The sequence below is a fragment of the Enterobacter sp. 50588862 genome (assembly GCF_001462935.1).
Classification (GTDB): domain Bacteria; phylum Pseudomonadota; class Gammaproteobacteria; order Enterobacterales; family Enterobacteriaceae; genus Enterobacter; species Enterobacter bugandensis.
Window position 1 is genome coordinate 121,396 of sequence record NZ_LNHM01000025.1, and the last position, 18,469, is coordinate 139,864.

The 18,469-nt window shown below is 56.5% G+C and carries 16 protein-coding genes; 3 read left to right on the top strand and 13 right to left on the bottom strand.

Translation table 11 applies throughout. The features are described from left to right. Positions 1–174: 174 nt before the first annotated feature. Positions 175–1,752 carry a glutamine-hydrolyzing GMP synthase gene (gene guaA, locus APT89_RS12290; RefSeq protein WP_003860599.1) on the bottom strand — a complete coding sequence of 526 codons (1,578 nt, stop codon included), beginning with the start codon at positions 1,750–1,752 and terminating at the stop codon, positions 175–177. Between the two features lie 69 nt (positions 1,753–1,821). Continuing rightward, on the bottom strand, positions 1,822–3,288 hold the full coding sequence (guaB, locus tag APT89_RS12295) for an IMP dehydrogenase (RefSeq protein WP_014884799.1): 1,467 nt from the start codon (positions 3,286–3,288) through the stop codon (positions 1,822–1,824). Between the two features lie 158 nt (positions 3,289–3,446). Here guaB and xseA point away from each other — a divergent pair, with 158 nt between their 5' ends. From xseA to APT89_RS12310, 3 genes are read left to right on the top strand one after another with little or no spacing between them, the layout of a single operon-like run. After that, entirely contained in the window at positions 3,447–4,820 is a 1,374-nt protein-coding gene (xseA, locus tag APT89_RS12300; RefSeq protein WP_060572524.1) for an exodeoxyribonuclease VII large subunit, read from the top strand. Positions 4,821–4,878: 58 nt separating this feature from the next. After that, the gene (locus APT89_RS12305) at positions 4,879–5,898 is read left to right on the top strand and encodes a M4 family metallopeptidase (RefSeq protein ID WP_028014052.1); all 1,020 of its coding nucleotides are present in this window, start codon (positions 4,879–4,881) and stop codon (positions 5,896–5,898) included. Then, positions 5,899–6,249 carry a protealysin inhibitor emfourin gene (locus APT89_RS12310; RefSeq protein WP_028014053.1) on the top strand — a complete coding sequence of 117 codons (351 nt, stop codon included), beginning with the start codon at positions 5,899–5,901 and terminating at the stop codon, positions 6,247–6,249. It begins immediately after the preceding gene. On the opposite strand, the gene APT89_RS12315 is transcribed toward APT89_RS12310, so the two are convergent. The 11 genes from APT89_RS12315 to ndk all read right to left on the bottom strand — a co-directional run bounded on the left by APT89_RS12315 (position 6,246) and on the right by ndk (position 18,408). Further along, on the bottom strand, positions 6,246–6,467 hold the full coding sequence (locus APT89_RS12315; protein WP_045630994.1) for a zinc ribbon domain-containing protein: 222 nt from the start codon (positions 6,465–6,467) through the stop codon (positions 6,246–6,248). The genes APT89_RS12310 and APT89_RS12315 overlap by 4 nt on opposite strands. 47 nt (positions 6,468–6,514) lie before the next feature. Further along, positions 6,515–7,549 (bottom strand): hypothetical protein, encoded by a 1,035-nt coding sequence (locus tag APT89_RS12320; protein WP_060572527.1) that lies wholly within the window; start codon positions 7,547–7,549, stop codon positions 6,515–6,517. Positions 7,550–7,607: 58 nt separating this feature from the next. Further along, positions 7,608–9,152 (bottom strand): peptide MFS transporter, encoded by a 1,545-nt coding sequence (locus APT89_RS12325; RefSeq protein ID WP_045630992.1) that lies wholly within the window; start codon positions 9,150–9,152, stop codon positions 7,608–7,610. A gap of 300 nt (positions 9,153–9,452) precedes the next feature. Further along, positions 9,453–10,928, bottom strand: a complete 1,476-nt coding sequence (der, locus tag APT89_RS12330; protein WP_028014057.1) for a ribosome biogenesis GTPase Der — start codon at positions 10,926–10,928, stop codon at positions 9,453–9,455. Between the two features lie 112 nt (positions 10,929–11,040). Then, complete coding sequence (gene bamB, locus APT89_RS12335; protein WP_028014058.1) at positions 11,041–12,219, bottom strand: outer membrane protein assembly factor BamB; 1,179 nt, start codon at positions 12,217–12,219, stop codon at positions 11,041–11,043. A 10-nt stretch (positions 12,220–12,229) separates the two neighbouring features. Next, positions 12,230–12,850, bottom strand: a complete 621-nt coding sequence (locus tag APT89_RS12340) for a YfgM family protein (protein ID WP_028014059.1) — start codon at positions 12,848–12,850, stop codon at positions 12,230–12,232. Between the two features lie 13 nt (positions 12,851–12,863). Continuing rightward, on the bottom strand, positions 12,864–14,138 hold the full coding sequence (gene hisS / locus APT89_RS12345) for a histidine--tRNA ligase (protein ID WP_028014060.1): 1,275 nt from the start codon (positions 14,136–14,138) through the stop codon (positions 12,864–12,866). An 80-nt stretch (positions 14,139–14,218) separates the two neighbouring features. Further along, entirely contained in the window at positions 14,219–15,337 is a 1,119-nt protein-coding gene (gene ispG, locus APT89_RS12350; protein ID WP_025757688.1) for a flavodoxin-dependent (E)-4-hydroxy-3-methylbut-2-enyl-diphosphate synthase, read from the bottom strand. 26 nt (positions 15,338–15,363) lie between these two features. Further along, positions 15,364–16,371, bottom strand: coding sequence for a cytoskeleton protein RodZ (gene rodZ / locus APT89_RS12355; RefSeq protein ID WP_045260189.1), 1,008 nt, complete (start codon positions 16,369–16,371; stop codon positions 15,364–15,366). Positions 16,372–16,662: 291 nt separating this feature from the next. Continuing rightward, the gene (locus APT89_RS12360; protein ID WP_060572529.1) at positions 16,663–17,829 is read right to left on the bottom strand and encodes a bifunctional tRNA (adenosine(37)-C2)-methyltransferase TrmG/ribosomal RNA large subunit methyltransferase RlmN; all 1,167 of its coding nucleotides are present in this window, start codon (positions 17,827–17,829) and stop codon (positions 16,663–16,665) included. 147 nt (positions 17,830–17,976) lie between these two features. Further along, a complete protein-coding gene (ndk, locus tag APT89_RS12365) occupies positions 17,977–18,408 on the bottom strand; it encodes a nucleoside-diphosphate kinase (RefSeq protein WP_003860625.1) in 432 nt (143 codons plus the stop codon). Positions 18,409–18,469: the final 61 nt, after the last annotated feature.

Below are 18,469 nucleotides of genomic sequence, written 5' to 3' on the forward strand. Positions count from 1 at the left end.
CCATGTTTTTGTCGGTACGAGAGTATACCTTTCGGGTAATACCGTCACCTGTACCGACGAAAAATGTGGTGTAGAGTGAATAGATATGAGTAGATATAAACAAAAACCCTCTGCAATTACAGAGGGTTAGATATTAAAATGAATAGATATGATGAGCTATGAGCTAGCTATACATCATTCCCACTCAATCGTAGCCGGTGGCTTACCGCTGATGTCATATACGACTCGCGATATCCCATTGACTTCGTTGATTATTCTGTTAGACACGCGGCCTAAGAAGTCATACGGCAGATGCGCCCAGTGCGCGGTCATGAAGTCGATGGTTTCCACCGCACGCAGGGAGACAACCCAGTCGTACTTACGGCCATCGCCCATGACGCCTACAGAGCGAACCGGCAGGAACACGGTGAACGCCTGGCTTACTTTGTTGTACAGGTCAGCTTTGTGCAGCTCTTCGATGAAGATCGCGTCCGCGCGACGCAGCAGGTCGCAGTACTCTTTCTTCACTTCGCCCAGCACGCGCACGCCCAGACCCGGACCCGGGAACGGGTGACGGTAGAGCATGTCGTACGGCAGACCCAGTTCCAGACCTATTTTACGCACTTCGTCTTTGAACAGCTCGCGCAGCGGTTCAACCAGACCCATCTTCATCTCTTTCGGCAGGCCGCCCACGTTGTGGTGAGATTTGATGACGTGCGCTTTACCGGTTGCGGAGGCCGCAGACTCGATCACGTCCGGGTAGATGGTACCCTGCGCCAGCCACTTCACGTCTTCCAGCTTCAGCGCTTCTTCGTCGAACACTTCGACGAAGACGCGACCGATGATCTTACGTTTCGCTTCCGGATCGTTCTCGCCTTTCAGCGCGTCCAGGAAGCGCTGCTCGCCTTCCACGTGAACGATGTTCAGACCGAAGTGGTCGCCGAACATGTCCATGACCTGCTTCGCTTCGTTCAGACGCAGCAGACCGTTGTCCACGAAGACGCAGGTCAGGTTTTTGCCGATGGCACGGTGCAGCAGCATCGCGGTGACGGAGGAGTCCACGCCGCCGGAGAGGCCGAGGATCACTTTGTCATCGCCAACCTGCTGGCGGATACGCTCCACGGCGTCGTCGATGATTTTTGCCGGGGTCCACAGGGCTTCACACTGGCAGATGTCACGCACGAAGCGCTCCAGCATGCGCATACCCTGACGGGTGTGGGTCACTTCCGGGTGGAACTGCACGCCGTAGAAGCGTTTTTCTTCGTTCGCCATGATGGCGAACGGGCAGCTTTCGGTACTGGCAACGGTCACGAAGTCAGACGGGATGGCGGTAACTTTGTCGCCGTGGCTCATCCACACGTCCAGCAGCGGCTTGCCGTCTGCGGTCAGGGAGTCTTCGATACCGCGCACCAGCGCGCTGTCGGTGACAACTTCAACCTGCGCGTAGCCGAACTCACGTTCGTTAGAGCCTTCTACGTGACCGCCCAGCTGCATCGCCATGGTCTGCATGCCGTAGCAGACGCCGAATACCGGCACGCCCGCTTCGAACACGTACTGCGGCGCGCGCGGGCTGTTCTCTTCGGTGGTGCTTTCCGGGCCGCCGGACAGGATGATGCCGCTTGGATTGAATTCGCGAATCTGTGCTTCCGTGACATCCCACGCCCAGAGCTCACAGTAAACGCCCAGTTCACGCACGCGACGCGCCACCAGCTGAGTGTACTGAGAACCGAAGTCCAGGATGAGAATGCGATGTTTATGAATGTTTTCCGTCATTGACGCTAATTCCGAGGCAAGTGAAACAGATTAAATAAATCGCCCGACACGAGGTCGGGCGAAGAAAAATCAGGAGCCCAGACGATAGTTCGGGGACTCTTTGGTGATCGTCACGTCGTGAACGTGGCTCTCCTGGATACCCGCGCCGCTGATGCGTACGAATTCCGCTTTAGTACGCAGCAGGTCAATGGTACCACAGCCGGTCAGACCCATACAGGAACGCAGGCCGCCCATCTGCTGGTGAATGATCTCTTTCAGACGGCCTTTATAGGCCACGCGGCCTTCGATACCTTCCGGTACCAGTTTGTCAGCAGCGTTATCGGTCTGGAAGTAACGGTCAGAGGAACCTTTGGACATCGCGCCCAGGGAGCCCATTCCACGGTAAGATTTGTAAGAACGGCCCTGGTAGAGTTCGATTTCGCCCGGGGATTCTTCGGTACCAGCGAGCATGGAGCCTACCATTACGGCAGCAGCGCCCGCGGCGATGGCTTTAGCGATGTCGCCAGAGAAGCGGATACCGCCGTCAGCGATAACCGGAATACCGGTGCCTTCCAGCGCTTCAACCGCGTCAGAAACCGCGGTGATCTGCGGAACGCCCACGCCGGTCACGATACGGGTGGTACAGATAGAGCCAGGGCCGATACCCACTTTCACCGCGCTGCAGCCGGCGTCAGCCAGCGCGCGAGCGCCTGCGCCCGTCGCCACGTTGCCGCCGATGATCTGCAGGTCAGGGTATTTTGCACGGGTGTCACGAATACGCTGCAGCACGCCTTCGGAGTGGCCGTGAGAGGAGTCAATCAGCAGGACGTCAACGCCCGCCGCCACCAGCGCGTCAACGCGCTCTTCGTTACCTGCACCCGCGCCTACGGCAGCGCCGACGCGCAGACGGCCATGCTCGTCTTTACAGGCGTTCGGTTTACGTTCTGCTTTCTGGAAATCTTTAACGGTGATCATGCCGCGCAGGTGGAAGTTCGCATCCACAACCAGCGCTTTCTCAACGCGTTTTTCGTGCATTTTTGCCAGCACCACGTCGCGAGTTTCGCCTTCGCGGACGGTCACCAGACGCTCTTTTGGCGTCATGTAGACGCTGACAGGCTGGTTCAGGTCAGTCACGAAGCGCACGTCACGACCGGTGATGATGCCCACCAGTTCATTGTCTTCGGTCACTACCGGGTAGCCGGCAAAGCCGTTACGTTCGGTCAGGGCTTTCACTTCGTGCAGGGTAGTGGTTGGCAGAACAGTCTGAGGATCGGACACGATGCCGGACTCATGCTTCTTCACGCGGCGAACTTCTTCTGCCTGACGTTCGATAGACATGTTTTTGTGGATAAAGCCAATGCCGCCTTCCTGTGCCAGGGCGATAGCCAGGCGCGCTTCAGTCACGGTGTCCATTGCCGCGGAGAGCATAGGAATGTTCAGACGAATGGTTTTCGTCAACTGCGTGCTGAGGTCGGCAGTATTCGGCAGAACGGTGGAATGAGCGGGAACGAGGAGGACGTCGTCAAACGTCAGTGCTTCTTTAGCGATACGTAGCATGGGCAATATCTCTGACCTGGGTGGTTAAATATTGCCGTGGCATTATACAGAGCGTAACCGATTGCATCTACACTTTTTTGAAAAAATGCTTGCGAATGCCTCTCAGCAGGTTACTATCGACTGAATAACTTGCTGATTTAGAATTTGATCCCGCTCACATGTTATCCTCTCAATCCCCCTCAATTTATACTGTCAGCCGCCTTAATCAGACGGTGCGTTTGCTGCTTGAGCAGGAAATGGGGCAGGTCTGGATCAGCGGTGAAATCTCAAACTTCACGCAACCGTCTTCCGGACACTGGTATTTTACCTTAAAAGACGATACCGCCCAGGTGCGCTGCGCGATGTTCCGCAACAGCAACCGTCGCGTGACGTTCCGTCCGCAGCACGGCCAGCAGGTTCTGGTTCGCGCCAATATAACCCTGTATGAACCGCGCGGTGATTATCAGATTATCGTCGAGAGCATGCAGCCTGCGGGCGAAGGTCTGCTGCAGCAGAAGTACGAACAGCTTAAAGCCAAACTCTCTGAGGAAGGTTTGTTCGACCAGCAGTTCAAAAAACCGCTGCCCTTACCCGCCCACTGCGTTGGGGTCATCACCTCGAAAACCGGTGCAGCGCTGCACGATATTTTGCACGTGCTTAAGCGTCGCGACCCTTCCCTGCCCGTCATCATCTACCCGACCGCCGTTCAGGGTGACGATGCGCCAGGCCAGATTGTACGCGCCATTGAACTGGCAAATGCGCGTAAGGAGTGTGACGTGTTGATCGTCGGGCGCGGCGGCGGCTCGCTGGAAGACCTGTGGAGCTTTAACGACGAGCGCGTGGCGCGGGCAATCTTTGCAAGCGATATCCCCGTGGTGAGCGCCGTCGGGCATGAAACGGACGTGACAATCGCGGATTTTGTTGCGGATCTGCGTGCGCCTACCCCGTCCGCGGCGGCGGAAGTGGTGAGCCGTAACCAGCTGGAGCTGCTGCGTCAGCTTCAGTACGGCCAGCAGAGTCTTGAGATGGCGATGGACTACTTCCTTGCCAACCGTACCCGCCGCTTTACCCAGCTTCATCACCGTCTTCAGCAGCAGCACCCGCAGCTTCGTCTGGCGCGTCAGCAGACCGTGCTGGAACGCCTGCGTCAGCGCATGAACTTTGCGCTTGATAATCAGCTTAAGCGCGCGGTGACTCGCCAGCAGCGTGTGACCCAGCGCCTGAACCAGCAGAATCCGCAGCCGAAAATCTATCGTGCGCAAACGCGCATTCAGCAGCTGGAATATCGTCTGGCGGAGACTCTCCGGGCGCGCCTGAGCACCACACGTGAGCGTTTTGGCAACGCGGTGACCCATCTGGAAGCCGTCAGCCCCCTCTCCACGCTGGCGCGCGGCTATAGCGTAACGACGGCAGCGGACGGCAAAGTGCTGAAGCAAACCAAACAGGTGAACACCGGTGACGTTCTTACCACCCGCCTGTCTGACGGCTGGGTGGAAAGCGAAGTGAAATCAATTAAACCGGTGAAAAAGACGCGTCAGTGCAAAACCGGATAATTCTTCGCCGGTTACTTACTATACTGCTGCTATTCCCTTTTTTAATAAGGAGAGCAGCATGTCCCATCTTCGTAGCGTTATTCCCCCTTATATTCTTCGTCGTATTATCGAAAGCGGTTCCGAACCGCAGCAGCGCTATGCCCGTCAGACCTTAACCCACGTCCAGACGCTGATGGCGCATATGCCGGGCAAACCCGCCGCGCCGCACGTGAATAAAGCCGGTCAGCTTGAGCGCGATATCTACGATGCGAAACAGACCCAGGAGCTGCCGGGTACCCAGGTGCGTTACGAGGGCCAGCCGTCGAATGGCGATGTGGCCGTGGACGAGGCGTACGATTATTTGGGTATCACCCATGATTTCTTCTGGAAAGAATATCAGCGCGATTCGCTCGATAATAAGGGGCTGATTTTGACCGGCACCGTTCACTATGGTCGGGAATATCAGAACGCCTTCTGGAACGGTCAGCAGATGGTGTTTGGCGACGGCGACGGGGAGATCTTTAACCGCTTTACGATTGCCATCGACGTGGTGGCACACGAGCTGAGCCACGGCGTCACCGAGACCGAAGCCGGGCTAATCTATTTTGAACAGTCGGGCGCGCTGAATGAGTCCCTGTCAGACGTGTTTGGTTCGCTGGTGAAACAGTACCATCTCAAGCAAACCGCCGATAAAGCAGACTGGTTGATTGGTGAAGGGCTGCTGGCCGCGGGCATTAACGGCAAAGGGCTGCGCTCCATGTCTGAACCCGGCACCGCCTACGACGATCCCCTGCTCGGCAAAGACCCGCAGCCCGCGCACATGAAAGATTTCATCAAAACGCGCGAGGATAACGGCGGCGTCCATCTTAACTCCGGCATCCCCAACCGGGCGTTTTACCTGGCCGCGACGGCAATCGGCGGTTACGCCTGGGAAAAAGCCGGTTATGCCTGGTACGACACGGTTTGCGATCGCAATCTGGCGCAGGATGCGGATTTTGATGCCTTCGCAAAACTGACGATAGCGCACGGAGAGAAACGCTCCGGTAGCGACGTTGGGGCGGCGATAAAACAGGCCTGGGAACAGGTGGGAGTGCTGTAAATGCAGGTTCCGGAACTGACGGATGACGCCGTGGTTGAGCTGGCCCGGGAAGGCGGCGTCGCTTTTATTCCTAAGCTGAGCGGCCAGCGTACCATCGCGCTCTCCTCGCTTAATGAGGCCCAGCGCCAGCGCCTGGTGAGCATCCTGGAGCAGGCCTTTCCACGCGGTCAGCCGCCGGGTCAGACGTCGTCACCCGGCAGCGGTGACCAGCGCTATTTCCGCATCCAGATTATCTGGACCGGCCAAAATCAGGCGCACTACGCCGATATCATCGTGCTGGTACCTGAGCAGGAAGCGCCCGAGTCGCTGGTCGAGCTGTGGAAAAAAGGCGAAGACTGCGTGTGCGATTAATCTTCGGCCAGGACAAACTCCACGCGCTTTTTAGAAATTAAGCCGTGGCCGTTCTGGCAGAAATAGTCCACCGCCCCGCAGGCCTTTAAGACCTGGAGTGGCTGATGGCACTCCGGGCAGCGGGCTTCGAGCGCAATATCTTTATTACAGCTGTCGCAGTGCGCCGCCCCGTTCAGGGGTTCAAGCTGTGCCTGGCAATCCGGGCAGGTAATGGTCATGGTGTCTCCTTCAGGGCGTTCAGGTCTGCGATAATTTTACCACGTCTTCAGTGCGGGCCACGCAACTGTTGCTGCAAGGTCAGCAGCAGCGCCACCTCATCGATCCTGCGGCGCGTTGTGCGGCTCACCTCCTGCGGATCGCGCTCAAACAGACTGTTTGCGCCAAGAATATGTCCGGCAAGACAGCGTTCGTAGATCGTGCCGGGGATATGCCAGCGCTGAATAGTCTTACCTTTAACTAGCTCCAGCACATCTTCCGCACCGAGTCGGTCGTAGTTGATAATGCGCCCGTCGCGTAAATAGAGACGCAGGCCCTTTTGCCCGCCCGCGGGTCCCGCGTATTTATTAAGCCAGATGCCCACCGGCACGCCGCTGATGGTTCCCTGCAAGTGCGCCTCGCCTTCCGCGGTGGTCAGGTCACCCTTTGCAATATCGTGGCCCAGGCGGTCTTTAGCCGTTACCATCTGCAGCGTCATATCGTCCTGACCGCCCAGATAGCGCAGCGTTTCACGCAGCATCGCCAGCACGTGCGTTCCGATATCCAGAATCACGCCGTCCGGGTGGCGAAGCGTTCTGGTATCCGGTTCTCCGGTCGCGAAATTGAGCGCGATGGGTTCCCCTGCGGCGTTATATCCGCTCGGCTCCTGCAAAAAACCTTCGATTCTGGCAATGTCAGATATATGGCCGACCAGCGACCGCTTCACCGTTTCGATGCGCGCCATCCAGTGGTCGAGCGCCAGCACGCGCGACGCCACGCCGGGTGTTGCCAGCAGCGTGTTGAGTTTTTCGATTTGAGGAAGCGTGGCGACAATCGGTTTTTCAATCACAATCCGCGGAACCGGCGAGGCAATCGCCAGCTCAAGCACCTCAAGGTGGTGCAGCGATGCGGTGGTAATAAAAAGGGTATCCAGCGGGGTGGCTAAAAGCGCAGCAAGCGAGGCGCAGCGCGTAACGCCTTCAGGGTGCTTTGCGGGGAGAACATCAAAGCCGAAACAACGAACAGCGCCATCGAACAGATTACGTAGTGCGGGCAGATAGGCTGTTTCCACTACCGCACCAAGACCAACAAATCCTAACTGCATGGTTTCACCTCAGGAAGTACAGTGCCGGGGCATAACGCCTGCCCCGGCACACTGAGGTTTATGAGGCGCTAGCTGCCGGTTTAGTTTGTGCATTTTCCAGCATGCGGCGCACCGGAACAATGAGGACGATCAGCACTGCGGCACAAATCAGCAGCGCGATGGAGCAGCGCGCGAAGAGATCCGGCAGCATATCCAGCTGGTCGGCCTTCACGTGACCGCCAATCAGGCCCGCCGCCAGGTTACCCAGCGCGCTGGCGCAGAACCACAGCCCCATCATCTGGCCGCGCATTCTCTCCGGCGCCAGCAGGGTCATGGTCGCCAGACCGATCGGGCTCAGGCACAGCTCACCCAGCGTCAGCATTAAGATACTGCCCACCAGCCAGAACGGCGACACGCCCGCCCCGCCGTTGCTCAGCACGTTCTGTGCCGCCAGCATCATCAGGCCAAAGCCCGCTGCCGCACACAGAATACCGATAACAAACTTGGTGATGCTGCTCGGGCGAATGTTCATGCTCGCGAGCTTTGGCCATGCCCAGCTGAACACCGGGGCCAGCAGGATGATGAACAGGGCGTTGATCGACTGGAACCACACCGCCGGAATTTCAAAATCACCGATCATGCGGTTAGTGTAGTCGTTGGCAAACAGGTTGAACGAGGTTGGCTTCTGCTCAAACGCGGACCAGAAGAACGCGGCGGAGACCAGCAGAATAAAGCAGACCAGCAGCCTGGCGCGCTCTTTGCGGTTCAGGCCCGCGAAGATGAACAGGTAGATGAAGTAGAGGGCAACAGACGCCGCAATTACGTAGACCAGCACGCTGGCTACCGCGACCGGGTTAATGACAATCACGCCCTGCGCGATCAGCGTCACGAGCGTTGCCACGCCTGCCGCCAGCGCCAGCAGCCAGACGCCCACGCCGTTGCGCTTCACCACCGGGCTGTTCCATGTCGAGTCCAGACCGACTTCGCTGTCGTAGCGCTTCATCGCCGGAACCGCAAACACGCGGAAGATAATCAGCGCCACCAGCATCCCGATGCCGCCAATACCAAAGCCCCAGTGCCAGCCGTGGGTTTTTATCAGCCAGCCGGAAATCAGCGGGGCGATGAACGAGCCCATATTAATGCCCATGTAGAACAGCGAGAAACCGCCGTCACGACGCGCATCGCCTTTTTTATACAGGGTGCCGACCATCACCGAGATACAGGTTTTGAACAGGCCAGAGCCGAGCACGATGAACATCAGGCCGATAAAGAACAGGTTGTTGCCCATGATGGCTGACAGCGCAATCGACAGGTGGCCGAGCGCGATCAGAATCGAACCGTACCAGACGGCTCTCTGCTGGCCGAGCCAGTTATCCGCCAGCCAGCCGCCCGGCAGTGCGGCCAGGTACATGGTGCCGGCAAAAATACCGACAATCGCCGAGGCGTTTTCGCGCGCCAGCCCCATCCCGCCGTCATAGACGGTGGCGGCCATAAACAGGATCAGCAGCGGGCGAATGCCGTAGAACGAGAAACGCTCCCACATCTCGGTAAAGAACAGCGAACCGAGCGGATAAGGATGGCCGAAGAAGGTTCGGCTCTCTTTGTGATTAACAGAGGATTGCATAATTCTCCCGAAAGGTATGTGTCGTGCTTGTAAACACCAGCAGGTACGCCGGCCAGTTACGTATCTGACCGATTTTTTACATGCGGCGAAAAGTTAGTTAACCATTTGATAACCAGTCGCTAGTTTTGTCTAGTACCGGACCAGGGACTTTAAGATGAAAATTCGACGATTGTCTACTTTTCTGGATTTAAAGATGGTTGGGAGTGAATAGTGATTGACTTCACACAGAGAGAACCGACGGTATGATTGGGCCAAAAAAAAGCCCGCGATAAACGCGGGCCTTTGTGAGATCGGCAATGATTATTTGCTTTTCTTAATGTGCTTAATCAAACGCTTACGCTTACGCATCTGGTTCGGCGTCAGTGTGTTGCGCTTGTTGGCGAACGGGTTTTCCCCTTCCTTAAACTGGATACGAATAGGCGTGCCCATCACGTCCAGCGATTTACGGAAGTAGTTCATCAGGTAGCGCTTGTAGGAATCCGGCAGGTCTTTCACCTGGTTGCCGTGAATCACCACGATTGGCGGGTTATAGCCACCGGCGTGGGCATATTTCAGCTTCACGCGACGACCGCGCACCAGCGGCGGCTGGTGGTCTTCCGCTGCCATATTCATGATACGGGTCAGCATGGCGGTGCTCTGACGACGGGTGGAGCTGTCGTAGGCTTCACGCACGGATTCGAACAGGTTACCGACGCCGCTGCCGTGCAGCGCAGAGATGAAGTGCACGCGGGCAAAGTCGATAAAGCCCAGACGGAAGTCCAGGGTCTCTTTCACCTGCTCGCGCACTTCATTGCTCAGGCCGTCCCACTTGTTGACGACGATGACCAGTGAGCGCCCACTATTGAGGATAAAGCCGAGCAGAGAGAGATCCTGATCGGAGATACCTTCGCGCGCGTCGATGACCAGCAGCACCACGTTGGCATCTTCAATCGCCTGCAGGGTTTTGATAACGGAGAATTTTTCCACCACGTCGGTGATTTTTCCGCGCTTACGTACACCGGCGGTGTCGATGAGGACATACTCACGTTCATCGCGCTGCATCGGGATGTAGATGCTGTCACGCGTAGTGCCCGGCATGTCGTAAACCACCACGCGCTCTTCACCCAGAATACGGTTAGTAAGCGTAGACTTACCTACGTTTGGACGACCGACGATAGCCAGCTTGATCGGCAGATCCTGCGGGTTGAAGTCATCCTCAGGCTCTTCTTCTTCGCCCTCTTCACCGTCTTCGAACTGCGCCCAGTATGCGGCGTCTTCGTCCACCTCTTCCGGCGGGTTCACTTCGTCCACCCACGGCAGCAGAACGGTTTCCAGCAGGCTGGTCACACCGCGGCCATGCGATGCCGCAATCGGGTGGATATCCCCCATGCCCAGAGACCAGAAGTCCGCGATAGCCTGATCGGCATCGATGCCGTCAGTTTTGTTCGCCACCAGGAAAGTTGGCTTTTCGCGAGAACGCAGGTGCTTAGCGATTGCGGAGTCCGCCGGCATCAGGCCAGCGCGCGCATCCACCATGAACAGCACAACATCTGCTTCTTCAATCGCCAGCAAGGACTGTTCCGCCATGCGGGTTTCAACGCCGTCTTCTGTGCCATCAATACCGCCGGTATCAATACAGATGAACTCGCGTCCTTCCACCTCTGCACGACCGTACTTACGGTCACGCGTCAGCCCCGGGAAATCCGCAACCAGCGCATCACGGGTGCGTGTTAAACGGTTAAAAAGAGTGGATTTTCCAACGTTAGGGCGCCCGACAAGCGCGACCACAGGTACCATGTTTGAAGCCTCATAAAATTCAAATAAACGTCGCATTCGCGGCGTTTTTAAAAATGTCAAAACGGCTCCTGAGTGAACAGGAGCCGTTTAGTATACTACAACCGCCGGGTAATTAACGCGTGATCGCGTACAGCGTGCCGTCTTTTGCCTGAATCAGCAGTTTGCCGTCAGCCACAACCGGGTCGGTCAGGAAGCCTGAACCGTCCACTTTCTGCTGCGCCACGAAGCGGCCATTCTCTGGATCAACCCAGTGCATATAGCCTTCGCTGTCGCCAACCACCAGGCTACCGTTGTACAGCACTGGCGCGGTCAGCAGACGGTGCAGCAGATCGCTTTGCGTCCACAGCGTCACGCCGCCTTCGGTGCTCAGCGCCAGCAGGCGATCGTTCTGGTCAACCATATAGATGCGGTTACCGTCCACGATGAAATCATTCACAGAGCCCAGCTCACGTTTCCACATGATCTGGCCGCTGCGCAGGTCCAGCGCGGTCAGGTTGCCGTTATAGGCCAGGGCGTAAACCACACCGTCAACGATAACCGGAGTAGTATCTACGTCGCTCAGGCGGTCGATTTCCGTTGAGCCAGTGGCCTGCGAGATACGCTGCTGCCAGATCATCTGGCCCTGCTGCATCAGCACGGCACTCACGCGACCATTGTCACCACCCACAATGGCAGCGCCAAATGCGGTTGCAGGTGCGGATTCACCGCGCAGAGAGAGCGCAGGCATATCCAGGTTAACGGTCCATTTCACCAGGCCGTCCGCTTCATTCAGCGCCTGAAGCTGGCCGTTGCTGGTATGGATCAGCACCAGCCCGTCGCTCACGACCGGACGTGACAAGGATTCACCGGCTACGGCGGTCTGCCATGCAACAGAACCATCGCTGGCATTCAGCGCGTAAACCTGCGCTTTTTCGCTGCCCACGTACACGTGACCACCGGAAACGGTCAGACCGCCAGACAGCAGTGCAGGTTTACGGGAGAACCAGCCGTCTTTTTCCGCCAGGTTAACGGACCACACTTCTTTGCCGTCATCGGCGTTCACCGCTTTCACGGTACCTTTGCGGTCAGCGGCATAGACAACGCTGTCTGCATACGCAGGATGAAGGTTGGAATAGAAATCACCAATCCCACTGCCCACGGAGACATCCCACGCGGTGGATGGGGTAAACTGGTTTTCAACCGTCGGCAGTGGGGACATTTTCACAACGTCTTCTTCGCCACTGAACAGTGAACAACCACTTAATAACGTAACAGAAAGCAGTCCTGGCAGAAGTAATTTACGCAATTGCATCGGGTCCCTCTCAGACGGACAAATTATTTATTTTCATCTGCATCATTTCGCTCAGCGCAGGTGACGCTTTGCTCTCTACGCCAGCTTGCCACGCTTTACGCGCGCCCGCTTTGTCACCTTTGCTCAGCAGTGCTTCACCGCGCAGATCGGCAACGATGGCAGCAAAACCTTCGCCTTTGATGGTATCGAGCGTTTTCAGCGCGTCGTCAGCTTTTTTCTGCTGAACCTGAATACGTGCCAGGCGCAGATTGATCACCGCTTTCAGGTTTTCATCGCTGGCAGCAGCAAGGCCCTGAGACAGCTGAGCAGCGGCTTTATCCAGTTCGTTTTTATCAACGTACTGCTGAGCCACTTCCAGCGCTGCCAGTGCACCGTAGGTGTTTTTGTTGTCAGCGGCAAATTTCTCTGCCGCAGCCAGCGTTTGCGGCTGGTCGGCACGAATCGCGCTAACGGTATTTTCATAGGACAGGGACGCGCCGCGCGCGGAATCCGCCTGATGGTTGTTCCAGTAACGCCAGCCCACCAGCGCACCCACACCTAAAATAACCCCAACAACCAGCGCTTTGCCGTTTTCAGCAAAGAAGCGTTTAATCGCGTCGACCTGATCGTGTTCGTTCTCGTACATTTCCACGCCGTCTTTCTCCTTAGCCCAATAGAGTGCGCAAGTGCGCCGCAACGCCGTCCTGCGTTACCGTTGTCTGCTCACCAGAGCGCAGGTCTTTTACTACCACTTCGCCGTTAGCCACTTCGGACTCGCCCAGCACCAGTGCAATACTTGCGCCCCACTTATCGGCACGAGCAAACTGTTTTTTGAAGTTGCCGCCGCCATGGTTGGTCATCAGCTTAACGCCCGGCAGCGCATCGCGCACGCGTTCGGCAAGCTGCATCGCCGCAGACTGCGTTTCCGCGCCTGAAGCCACCAGGTATATATCGACAACGGAATCTGCTTTAAATTCCGGATTAACTGCCTGAACCAGCAAAACAAGTCGCTCAAGACCCATCGCGAAGCCAACCGCAGGCGCGGCACGGCCACCCAGTTGCTCAACCAGACCGTCATAACGGCCGCCGGCACACACGGTGCCCTGAGAACCGAGGCTGGTGGTTACCCACTCAAACACGGTGCGGTTGTAGTAGTCCAGACCGCGCACCAGACGCTGGTTCACGGTGTAGGCAATGCCCGCCGCTTCGAGCAGCTTGCACAGGCCGGTAAAGTGTTCGCGAGACTCGTCGTCCAGGTAGTCACCCAGCGCAGGGGCATCGTTCAGCAGCGCCTGAACATCAGGGTTTTTGGAATCCAGCACGCGCAGCGGGTTGCTGTACATGCGACGTTTGCAGTCTTCGTCCAGCTTCTCTTTATGCTGCTCCAGGAACGCCACCAGCGCATCGCGGTAGTTAGCGCGCGCTTCCAGAGAACCGATTGAGTTCAGTTCCAGCGAAACGTGCTCAGAGATACCGAGGGCGCGCCACCAGCGGGCGGTCAGCATAATCAGTTCGGCATCGATGTCCGGGCCCTGCAGGCCAAAGACTTCCACACCCAGCTGGTTAAACTGGCGATAACGACCTTTCTGCGGACGTTCGTGGCGGAACATCGGGCCGATATACCACAGGCGCTGCTCCTGATTGTACAGAAGACCATGTTCGATGCCGGCGCGTACGCAGCCCGCCGTACCTTCCGGACGCAGGGTCAGGCTGTCGCCGTTGCGGTCCTCAAAGGTGTACATCTCTTTTTCAACCACGTCGGTCACTTCACCGATCGCGCGTTTGAATAACGGGGTCTGCTCTACAATCGGCAAACGGATTTCGCTGTAACCGTAGCTGCCGAGCACCTGCTTCAGCGTGCCTTCAATGCGCTGCCAGATGGCGGTTTCGCCAGGCAGGTAATCGTTCATGCCGCGGATGGCTTGAATGTTTTTTGCCACGTTTATTCTCTTTCTATATACAAAAAAAACCCAAAGAATGGGTTCAATCATACATGGGAAGCGGCACGCTTCCCATCACGTTATTTTTCAACCTGCTGAACGCTGATGCGCTGTGTCTCGTCCATCATCGCGGCTTTGGCGCGGATGCGGGCTTCAAGCTGGTCAATCATGTCGCTATTATCCAGACGATCTTTACGAACGCCATCTTCATAGAGACCACTTTTCTTGTTACCGCCGGTTACGCCCAGGGTTGAGACCAGCGCTTCACCCGGACCGTTCACGACACAGCCGATGATGGAGACGTCCATCGGGGTGATGATGTCTTCCAGACGCTGCTCCAGGGCATTCACCGTGCCGATCACGTCAAATTCCTGACGCGAACAGGTTGGGCAGGCAATGAAGTTGATCCCACGCGAGCGGATACGCAGCGATTTCAGAATATCGAAACCGACCTTGATCTCTTCTACCGGATCCGCCGCCAGCGAGACGCGCAGGGTGTCGCCGATCCCTTCGGAGAGCAGCAGGCCCAGGCCGATCGCAGACTTCACCGAACCGCTACGCAGGCCGCCCGCTTCGGTTATCCCGAGATGCAGAGGCTGGTCGATCTGTTTTGCCAGCAGACGATACGATTCAACGGCCAGGAAAACGTCAGAGGCTTTAACGCTGACCTTGAACTGATCGAAGTTAAGACGATCCAGATGATCGACGTGACGCATGGCGGATTCGAGCAGCGCCTGCGGCGTTGGCTCGCCATACTTTTCCTGCAGATCTTTTTCCAGAGAGCCGGCGTTCACGCCGATACGGATTGGAATGTTTTTGTCGCGGGCGCAGTCAACCACCATGCGAATGCGTTCTTCATTGCCGATGTTGCCCGGGTTAATACGCAGGCAATCAACGCCGTATTCAGCAACTTTCAGCGCGATACGGTAGTCGAAGTGGATATCTGCAACCAGCGGCACGCTGACCTGCTGTTTGATCAGCTTGAACGCCTCAGCGGCATCCATCGTGGGCACTGAGACGCGGACAATGTCCGCGCCTACACGCTCTAATGCTTTGATTTGGTTGACCGTTGCTTCCACATCCGTGGTGCGCGTATTGGTCATCGACTGGACGGCGATAGGTGCCCCATCGCCGACTGGCACATTCCCAACGTAAATCCGTTTCGATTTTCTACGTTGAATCGGAGCCTGGTTATGCATGAAAAATCTCCCGCGTTGCCCGTCTGTTACTGTGCTGCTGATTGTTCGGCATTAACGGTAAGACGTGCAACCTGGTTAGTTCTGATAAAGCGGCTCAGGTCGACAGGTTTTCCTTGATACTGGATCTGTACCGCTGCCGGAGCGCCGATTTTAAGTTTGTAAGGTGCCTGACCCGTTAGGTTTAACGTGCCATCTTTCCGCTGCAGGCCGCTGAACAGTTTTTTACCTGTCGCGTCAGTCACTTCCAGCCAACAGTCGGCCGTGAAGTTCATCACCAGCGCGTTTGGATCGGCGGCTGGCGCGGCGGTTGCCGCCGGGTCGGTCGGCAGGGACGCCGCGGCGTTGTTCGCCGGCTGAGTCGGTGCAGGGGCGTTCGCCGCAGTATCGACATTTGCCTGAGAAGGGGCGACGACCGCGTTTTGATCCTGAGCCTGAGGCGCAGCGGTGTTCGCCGTTGCGGCCGGAGCCTGTGCTGCATCGGTTGCCGGAGCCGTTGTTTGCGGCTCGCTTGAGGCCGCCGCACCGTCGGTGTTCAGCGGAACGCTCTGGGCACCACCATTGCTCGCCTGATTGAGTTCAGCGGAGGATTGATCGGCCATAGTGGTGATCTCTTCCTGCTGCGCCTTGTGGTTTTGCCACCACCATGCGCCGGTCAGGCCGACAACAACAAACAGCACCAGCCAGGTAAAGCTCATCAGCCAGCCATCACGTTTTTTACGACGTTTCCCCAGGGAGAAAGTTTGCATCGGGGCAACTTTTGCTGCACGAACCGGTGCCTGCTTCTCCATCATTGGCAGTAATTCGTTTTCGGGGATGTGCACCAGTTTTGCGTAAGAGCGGATATAGCCGCGCAGAAATGTTGAAGCCAGATCGGCAGGCGCCTTATCTTCTTCAATATCGCGAACCGTGGAAACTTTCAGGCACAAGCGTTCTGCAACAGCTTGCTGGCTGAGTCCGAGTTGTTCACGGGCGTTGCGAAGACGAACGCCAGTGGAGAGTGCTTCATGTTGGTCGTGAGTGGCTTCAGTATTCATTCGCTACAACTACTGGTACGTGAAAAAAAGGGTTCAGGTGCCGGTGAGTCACAATGCCGCCCGCACCGCGAAACTTCAGGTCAGTTAACCTTGAACAGACAGTATAAGACTGTCAGCCGGTAGATGACAGTGCAGCTCTGCCCGCGTGGCTAAACTGTTGTTACGTCGTTACATACTGCCCGAAACTCATATGAAACGCACCGTAATTATTAATCAAACGTCACGAATCTGACTGATTATTCAGTCAGATTATGCATCACAGCGTAGATAATGCGCCGTGATGCATAATAATCAAACAGGTTTAACCGCAATAGTCTCGCCCTGCATGCGTTTACGCAGGGTACGTTTGGTACGGTCAATGACGTCACCGGCCAACTGTCCGCATGCAGCATCAATATCATCACCGCGGGTTTTACGCACGATGGTGGTGAAACCATACTCCATCAGCACCTTGGAGAAACGGTCGATACGGCTGTTCGAGCTACGGCCATACGGCGCGCCCGGGAACGGGTTCCATGGGATCAGGTTGATTTTGCATGGCGTATCCTTCAGCAGTTCAGCCAGCTGATGCGCGTGCTCAGTACCGTCGTTGACGTGGTCCAGCATCACGTACTCGATGGTGACGCGGCCCTGGTTTGCGTTGGATTTCTCCAGGTAGCGACGCACGGCAGCGAGGAAGGTTTCGATATTGTACTTTTTGTTAATCGGTACAATTTCGTCACGAATTTCATCGTTTGGCGCGTGCAGGGAGATAGCCAGCGCAACGTCAATCATGTCGCCGAGCTTATCCAGCGCAGGCACAACGCCTGAGGTAGACAGCGTCACGCGGCGCTTGGACAGGCCAAAACCGAAGTCATCCAGCATGATTTCCATCGCCGGCACCACGTTGGTCAGGTTCAGCAGCGGTTCGCCCATCCCCATCATTACCACGTTGGTGATCGGACGCGTGCCGGTCACTTTTGCCGCACCCACGATCTTCGCGGCACGCCAGACCTGACCGATGATTTCAGACACGCGAAGGTTACGGTTAAAACCTTGCTGAGCCGTAGAGCAGAATTTGCACTCCAGCGCACAGCCCACCTGAGAAGAGACGCACAGCGTGGCACGATCGTCTTCCGGGATGTAGACGGTTTCAACGCGCTGATCGCCTACGGCAATCGCCCATTTGATGGTGCCGTCTGCCGAGCGCTGCTCTTCCACCACTTCCGGCGCGCGGATTTCGGCCACTTCTTTGAGCTTGTTGCGCAGCACTTTGTTGATGTCGGTCATCTCATCAAAGTTGTCGCTGCAGTAGTGGTACATCCATTTCATTACCTGATCGGCACGAAAGGGCTTCTCACCCATATCTTTAAAGAACTCGCGCATCTGCTGACGGTTCAGGTCCAGCAGGTTAATTTTTCCATTTTTATTGGGAACCGCAGGAATGGCGACTTCGGAGGTATTCACTAGTTCAGACATAATTTTTTCCGGCCTCGTTGTTACACGTTGTGGCCCTTGGTGGGTTGAAAAGAAACGCCCCGGTAAGCAATCTGCTCGTCCGGGGCGTTGCATTGTACAAAGTCTGGCGCAGGGATGCCACGTTTGCACGCGGCATTTACGAAATTATTAGCGAGTGCGCGGGCACACTTCGCCTTCAGCGAAGAAGAACGCGATTTCGCGTGCGGCAGACTCAACGGAGTCGGAACCGTGGGTGCCGTTCTCGGTGAAGCTGTCCGCGTAGTCAGCGCGCAGGGTACCTGCCAGCGCGTTGTCCGGGTTGGTTGCACCCAGCAGATCGCGGTGACGCTGTACTGCGTTTTCGCCTTCCAGCACGGAGACCACGATTGGACCGGAGGTCATGAACTCCACCAGGCCGTCAAAGAATGGACGACCTTCGTGCTCAGCGTAGAAACCGCGAGCCTGCTCAACGGTCAGGTGCAGCATTTTGGTGCCAACGATCTTAAACCCTGCTGATTCAAAGCGAGCGAAGATGCTGCCAATAACGTTTTTTGCCACCGCGTTTGGTTTGATGATGGAAAAAGTACGTTCAATAGCCATTGATAACCTCTGTAAAATGTTCTGTTGTTTTGCATACCTGAGTATGGTGTGGCGCGGATTA